Source organism: uncultured Polaribacter sp. (assembly GCF_947500975.1).
Lineage (GTDB): Bacteria > Bacteroidota > Bacteroidia > Flavobacteriales > Flavobacteriaceae > Polaribacter.
Genome location: NZ_CANMUE010000019.1, coordinates 1 through 5,409, shown reverse-complemented (window position 1 = coordinate 5,409; position 5,409 = coordinate 1). Strand labels below are relative to the sequence as shown.

The following is a 5,409-nucleotide window of genomic DNA, read 5'->3' as shown; positions in this document are numbered from 1 at the left end:
AATCTTCTATTCTTTTTTCTTATCATTATTACAAATCTATTAATTTAGATTTGTTGCGTTAAGTTCTTGAATAGAGGCAGAAGGATCAATTATTGCACACAACGGTCTTGTGTATGAAACGTAGCGTGTAAATAAACGTTAACTTTTCAGATTTAGCACGAGCCGAATTTTTTATTTTTATGTTTTATTTTCTTTTATAAATATAACCAAATTAAAAATTTGGCGTACTTTGTAAATATACATAAACCTCTCGGAAAGCGTATAATAGCTATGTTTTATACACGTTGTTGTGCATAGTGCTTTTTACGTTTAGCTTGGTTTTCCGATGTTTGTTATTTAGTTCGGATTTAGCGTTGGCAAGACATACTCTTTTGCAATTTTTGGTGTAGCTTTGGATTGAGCGAATTGCAAATGTGTATGGCTATTAGCGTTGGCTTTTGTATCATACTTTTTTTGAGTAATCCAATGTTTTTATATAATTCTCCATAAATTTAAAATCAGGTGTATTATCTTTCTTCGCAGGTAAATAGATTTCGGATGAACTCATTCTTTCTAAATGCCATTTACGACCATAATTAAAACGATATTTTTCAAGTTTAATTAAAGAAGCTATAAAAAGTCCGATATATTGATTCATATCAAATTTGGCATATAATACATTTACATCATCAGAAGCCCAAAATGGGTCAGGTTGATAAAATGATTCTGCAACTGAACCATTGTAATTGACAGTAATTGTATTTCCTTCGTGAATTGGTTTTTGTCCTATGAATTGTCTGTAACCATTGTCTTTGTCAATTGCTCCAATAAACGGAACTTCACCACTTATCATATTGGCTTTTGTTAATCGTTTTCCTTTTTTTAACTCGAAAAGCTCATCAAGTCTAAAAGGCTTCCAATCAGATGTTTTTATTTTTGGTGTTTTTTTCGATAAAAAGGGCTCATTCGCATTGTCAAATTCCTTTATATCTGTATTATTTATCCAATCTGGTATTTCTGATAATGCAGGAATTAATAAGTCTCTTAATGTTCTATTTGCTTGTCTGCCATAATTATATCTGTATTTATTTGCTGAAATACAAGAACAGTAATATAATTTTTCCTCAATTGTTAATTCAGTTTTTGGTGTTAAGCAATAAATATGATAACCAGAATAAAAAGGTTTTGATTGGACAAAAGTCTCAAGAACTGAACCTCCAAGAGAAACTGTAATAGTTCCAATAGGACTTGGTTCAATACCTTTTATTTTCTCGACTTTTGCAGACACACCATTATTTTTTGCAGTTCGAGAGACAAAATTAATTCCGTTATCTTTTTTAGTCAGTTTATTTAGTTCTAAACTGTTACCATATTCTACGTTAAATATGTCTGAAACTTTAACTAATTTCATTATTTATTGTTGTTAAGTTTAAACAACATATATTTCTTAACTGTCTCTTGAAACATACTTTCATTAACTAAAGAATAATCCGTTTTCATATAAGCTTCAGCACACCATTCGTCTTCTGCTGATACTCTCTGTTTTATGCATTCACCTGCAATATCTTCTCGATTTCTGTATGTTTCAACCCAATGGTCTCTAATAGTTGTCCAATTATTGTCTTGGTCAATTCTTCCTTTGTGTTTTGATTTAATGAAGCCGTCTTCTTTCCAATATCCAAACCAAGTTTTATAATCACTTACTTCGTGAGGAATATGAGCCTTAAAAACCATAATACAGGGCACAGTTCCAACAGGATAAAACAATTCAGTTGGCATAGACATAACAGCATCAAGTGTATGATATTTTAGTAATTCTTCCCTTTTTGGATGTGGTGAAATTGCACAAGACATTGGAACAATAGCAATACCAATACCATTTTTATCCAAACAGTCTAACATATGTTTTACAAAAACAAGCTCGTGTAAATCTTCATCACTTTGTGAGTAAGGCGGATTTATCATTCCGATGTTACATTTTTGCTTCTTTACTTCTTTAGTTATTGCCTCATCAAAACAACTTCCTTGATGTAAATTCGCTTTTCCATCTCCACGTAAAATCATATTACTTGCAGATAGTGCATACATTTGTGGCTGGTTTTCTATTCCGATTAAACCTTCCTTTTTTATCCTGTCTTTTTCAGCTTTTGTTTCAGCTTTTTTAAACATTTGATGCATTGCAGAAATTAAAAACCCACCAGTTCCAGCACAAGTGTCAAGGACTTTACTGTCTTTTTGAACATTAGCAATTAATGCAAAAAGTTCTGTTACGTGTCTTGGTGTTAAAACAATACCTAAAGCTTTTTTGTCTCCACCTGTATATTTTAAAAATTCTCCATAGAATTGTCCAACTACATCAAAATCGTGATAAACACTTATAAAAGGCCAAACTTTTTCATTAAGCTTTTTTATTAATTCGTATAAAATTCCTTGTGGAAATTTTGCTTGTGCTTTTCCTAAATTTGGATGAACAGCGATTGAAGAATATGGTTGAGTCATACTATATTCTTTTGAATTTGGTATGTCAGCCTTTTTAAATTCTTCTTTTATTACACGCATCCATTCTTTCTGTAATTCTTCTGGCTTATAAACATCATAACTTTTTGCAAATGCTTTATTTTTAAGTGCAATTAAAGTTCCGCTTACTAATAATGGCTTTTCACTTTCTGTTAATTTTGCGTGGTCACGCATAAAATTGTGTAATTCTCGAGAAAATTCCATTAAATCACTATGCCTTTTCTTCGCTACATCTGGGTCAAAAGTTCCGTGCTCAACATAGTCTTCTAATGAAATTATTGAGGATATTTTTTTTCCAGATTTGTTTACAAGTGGTTTCGGAACTGTATTTCCTTTTGGAATTATCCAATTTGAAATTTTAAGACTTGATTTTGTTTGTCCGCTTACTGCTACAGCAATAACATTATAAGATTTAGCGAGTTTTTTCGCATAATGTAAAACTCCATCAACTGCAAAATCTACAGGTTTGTCTAATTTCGGGCTTTGATGTTTTTTAGTATCTGCTTTACATTCAAAAACTATTATAAAGTCAGGTGTTTCAGATGTCGAAATAATAAATTCAGGTGCTCCAATTCCGCCTTTCCCAGTTTTACTTGCACCTTTGAGAAGTTTTCTTACTTCTTCAATTCGACTTTTTTGTTCTTCCACAACAGTTTCTTCCTGTTCGTAGTAGTTCAAATCTCTTAATATATCTCTAACTAAATTTTCAGTTATTCTTTCGTTTTTACTCACTCTTTGGTTGGTGTTTTTTAATTTTCAAATTTAGTTTTTTTTCGAGCGTTGGCAAAGAACCGCTCTTTTGGTTTTTTAGCGTTGGATTATGTGTTGGCTAAAACCAAATGTGCTGTTGGTGCGTTGGCATTTTTTAGTTCAAATGTTCAATTTAGCACGATTTTCGCATTATGCACAACGTTTTGGTGTATAAAAAGTTGCGATTTTTTGCCATCGTTATTTTCCGAAGGAAAATATAAGATTGCCAAAAAAGCAACAAATTTTGTTTAAGCTAAAAGTAGCAATTTTTTATACACTTTGTTGGTATTTCGTTGTTTTTTTCAGTTTATAATTCCTTTTTTTATAATTCAAGTTTTAATAAATTCAGATTTTGAGTAATAAATTCCGCAAAGATTTTCAATTCCTCAAACGGGCTAAATTCCGCAATATTGGTTTTTAAGAGTTTAAGTAAATTCTCACGTTTTTTAATTCGATAAACTTGCTAAAATTCACACAATAATTTTTACGAGCGAGAGAGTGTTTAGCATTTTTTTATTCAACATTTGAGTAAAAATTCCAACAGATTTATTCGAAAAAATCATTGTTTTAAACGACTTTTTGTATGATTCTGATTTTTTTCGCGCAATGAATACCAACGTTGTTGTATATGGTTTGTTGCGTGTTTCAAGCAACTAATTTAGTAAATATTTACCGACCAAGAAAGTCCGTGAGGACTTTCGCAAGTAAGCAAAAAGCCAGCAATAAATTATATACGGTGTTACCACACGTTTTTATTTTTCAGTTTCATATTCGTGAACATTCCAAGTTTTTAAAAAATCATAACCTTTATGCCTTAAATATGTCATTCCGTCTATTTTGAATTTCGTTTTAGTTAAATACTCGATTTCTGTTGTATCTGAACTTACTAAATTGACAAAACTCATTTGAATTTTACCATTCAATTTTATTAATTCAGCGATTGTTGAGCACGAATTCATATATAAACTTTCAGTTTGTTTTTGTTCTTCTGTGAATGATATTATTTCCCAAGTCGCAAAGTTTTTCTTTTTATGAAACTCCAACCATATGATTTCTTTTCCATCAATGTCATTTTCAGGAATCCAAAATCCGTTTAAATTTTCTCGAACAGAATCTAATTCTGTCAGATTAATTTCATAATCATTTTCCACAACAATTAAATTCCGTGTTTTATTTTCTGCTATATCTTCTTTTATTCCTTTTGCAAAGCCATACATTTCAATTCCGAAGTAAGTAACTCCGATAATTATAATTCCAATTATTGTTATTAAAATTCCTTTTTTCATTGGTTCGCTCAAATGTGTGGTAACGTTGTTGTATAAGCTTTGTTGCGTTGGTTTAGCAGTAAAGTTACTAAATAAATACCGACCAAGAAAGTCCGCGAGGACTTTCGCAAGTAGGCAAAAAGCCAGCAATAAAGTTTATACGGTGTTGTGTTTTAGTGCTTTTAACATAATAATTGAATTCGGACTAATAATTTTTCCAAATTTCTCCATTCAATCCATCCAGTTTTTTGTTCAGCATTTTCTTTTGGATAAGGTTCACAATTTGATGCAAAAGTTATTTCAAGCCAATATTCTCCATTTTTTTGAATAACATCTGTAACTTTCAGAGTTTCATATTTACAATTGTTCGTAATTGTATTTTCGTCTGTTTTTTTTGGACTATTTCTGATTAAGTTTTGTTTGTTAATTCGTTCAACTGAAGCTGACATTAAAATTGTTTCCCAAGTTTTAAAAATATACTTTCCATTATTTGGGATAAATCCAATTTCCGAGTCGTTGATTAATATTTTGAAATATTTGCTATTTTTTTCAAGACATATAAAATGATAAAGTCCATAATCAGGTTTGTAGAAAAACGGAAATATTTTAGTTGTCTGAATTTCGTTCGTTAATTCACTATTCGAGAAGATATCTTTCGGATGTGACATATTTTCATACAGATAGGGATTTTCAGCAACAGCAAATCCGATTCCTAATTTTTTTGGTTGTTTATTTTGTCCATAAATCACGGAAATTGATAAACTTAAAATTAATATTATCCAAATTTTCATATTATTCTGAATGTTCTTTTTGCATTAAACACAACGTGTTTGTATATGGTTTGTTGCGTGGTTTAAGCACTAAATTTAGCAAATAAAAACCGAATAGAAAATCCGCG

The 5,409-nt window shown here is 30.5% G+C and carries 4 protein-coding genes; all 4 read right to left on the bottom strand.

Annotated features, from left to right (window positions below; genetic code table 11):
• Positions 1–442: 442 nt before the first annotated feature.
• The 4 genes from Q0733_RS12665 to Q0733_RS12650 all read right to left on the bottom strand — a co-directional run bounded on the left by Q0733_RS12665 (position 443) and on the right by Q0733_RS12650 (position 5,302).
• Positions 443–1,390 (bottom strand): restriction endonuclease subunit S, encoded by a 948-nt coding sequence (locus tag Q0733_RS12665; RefSeq protein ID WP_298782664.1) that lies wholly within the window; start codon positions 1,388–1,390, stop codon positions 443–445.
• A complete protein-coding gene (locus tag Q0733_RS12660; protein ID WP_298782662.1) occupies positions 1,390–3,228 on the bottom strand; it encodes an N-6 DNA methylase in 1,839 nt (612 codons plus the stop codon). Before Q0733_RS12660 ends, Q0733_RS12665 begins: the two co-directional genes overlap by 1 nt.
• 770 nt (positions 3,229–3,998) lie before the next feature.
• Positions 3,999–4,532: a hypothetical protein gene (locus Q0733_RS12655; protein ID WP_298782660.1), complete on the bottom strand. Its 534-nt coding sequence runs from the start codon at positions 4,530–4,532 to the stop codon at positions 3,999–4,001.
• Positions 4,533–4,693: 161 nt separating this feature from the next.
• Complete coding sequence (locus Q0733_RS12650; protein ID WP_298782658.1) at positions 4,694–5,302, bottom strand: hypothetical protein; 609 nt, start codon at positions 5,300–5,302, stop codon at positions 4,694–4,696.
• Positions 5,303–5,409: the final 107 nt, after the last annotated feature.

Bases quoted from the DNA above. Each gene is read 5' to 3' on its own strand.
- Q0733_RS12665 (WP_298782664.1), bottom strand. From the start codon at position 1,390: ATGAAATTAGTTAAAGTTTCAGACATATTTAACGTAGAATATGGTAAC.
- Q0733_RS12655 (WP_298782660.1), bottom strand. From the start codon at position 4,532: ATGAAAAAAGGAATTTTAATAACAATAATTGGAATTATAATTATCGGA.
- Q0733_RS12650 (WP_298782658.1), bottom strand. From the start codon at position 5,302: ATGAAAATTTGGATAATATTAATTTTAAGTTTATCAATTTCCGTGATT.